The sequence below is a fragment of the Viscerimonas tarda genome (genome assembly GCF_054601255.1).
This window is the reverse complement of sequence record NZ_BAAHWV010000125.1, coordinates 1-1,439: the sequence shown is the minus strand read 5'-3', so window position 1 is coordinate 1,439 and position 1,439 is coordinate 1. Positions and strand designations below refer to the sequence as shown.

Below are 1,439 nucleotides of genomic sequence, written 5' to 3'. Positions count from 1 at the left end.
TTTATATTTTCTCATTTTTCCTAGTTTTAAAGAATGAATAAGCAAAAAGCAATAAGCTCATCGAGAGCACAATAGTGTAGTCAACAGCAGCCACCGGCAGCCATGTTTCCTTGTTGCCGTTCCCCTTTTCATCGGGGCCGTAGCGCAATCCGGGCTTCGGCGCCGAAGTAAGTTCGGTAATATTCTGCGCCGCCACCTCCGAGGGGAGCACGTTCTCAGGCGGCTGTGCGAGGAATTCCTGCGCCTCAACCGTCAGGCAGGCAATAACTGCCAGTAATAGAAAAAGTTTCTTCATGTTAAGTGAGTTTTAATTAGTCTGAACTGTGATTTTAGTATGATTTTTATGATTTATCATCCCCGTTGTCATTGCACGACGCATTGTAGGGGCGTATCGAATACGCCCGATGTACGCACCGGCGCAATTCACCTCTCCCCCGGCCCCTCTCCACAGGGAGAGGGGAGGGAGTACTTTTTGGGATTTTGTATTTAGTCCCGCATGGGACAACACTTTATTAACCGTATGCTTTAGCTTACGGCCTGACGGACAACACAGTATCCTAAGCCCCGCATGGGGCGACACTTGATAGCGTGTCCAAGTGTCGTCCCTGCGGGACTTGCTTGCAGGAGGCGCTTGTTCACCCGTAAGCTGAAGCATACGGTTAATAAAGTGTCGTCCCTGCGGGACTGATTTTGTTATATGATGATTTTTTGTCGCTTCCCCCGCTGTCTCTACACAATTGGGTGTAGGGGCAGACCTGTGTGTCTGCCCGAATATTGCATAAGGAGATTGCGGGTCGGAGCCCGCAATGACAGTTGAACGGAAGAAATTATTTGCGAAAATCCGCGAAATTAGCGTTCCAAATGCGCCATATTTGTTAAAATACGCGCACGAAAACGCGCCTCCGATAAAAATCGGCGGTAACATATTTTCAGAAAATAAATCAGGTTGTTTGCGTGAAAAGAAAAATTTTATTATCTTACGCGCGAGGGTATGTGGTCTCTCTCTCTCTCTCTCTCTCTAATAAAATAGCTGTAACTGCCAAATAATCAGGAGAAAATCTGGTGTTAAAAAATACATAATTGTTAGTGAAATCAGCCATTAAAATCCGGTTATAAACCCGTGCCAAGTTACAAAAAAATTGCCCTGCCTTGAGTAAAAAATCCGCCAACCTAATGACGAAAGCATTCAAAACAGTCGTCAAATGTAATGTGTTTTTATTACATAACAAGTGATTTTGTGAAGAAAAGTTGAAATTTTGTTTGGAAAGGTAGGAATGTGTAGTATTTTGGGTGGAATTCCCAGATCAGCCCTGTGCATTGCACGACGCAATTGTAGGGGCGTATGGCATACGCCCGATACACGCATTGTCGAAACGCGCAAATGTTTCATCATTGCATGTATTTTGATTGTCGTGTGCTGGGCGTATGCCATACGCCCC

The 1,439-nt window shown here is 45.2% G+C and carries 1 protein-coding gene; it reads right to left on the bottom strand.

All coding sequences use genetic code 11. From position 1 onward, the window contains the following. Position 1: 1 nt before the first annotated feature. Positions 2-295 (bottom strand): hypothetical protein, encoded by a 294-nt coding sequence (locus tag ACYPWY_RS16230; protein ID WP_459686589.1) that lies wholly within the window; start codon positions 293-295, stop codon positions 2-4. Positions 296-1,439: the final 1,144 nt, after the last annotated feature.

Excerpts from the sequence above, each read along its gene's own strand:
- ACYPWY_RS16230 (WP_459686589.1), bottom strand. The coding sequence starts at position 295 with ATGAAGAAACTTTTTCTATTACTGGCAGTTATTGCCTGCCTGACGGTT.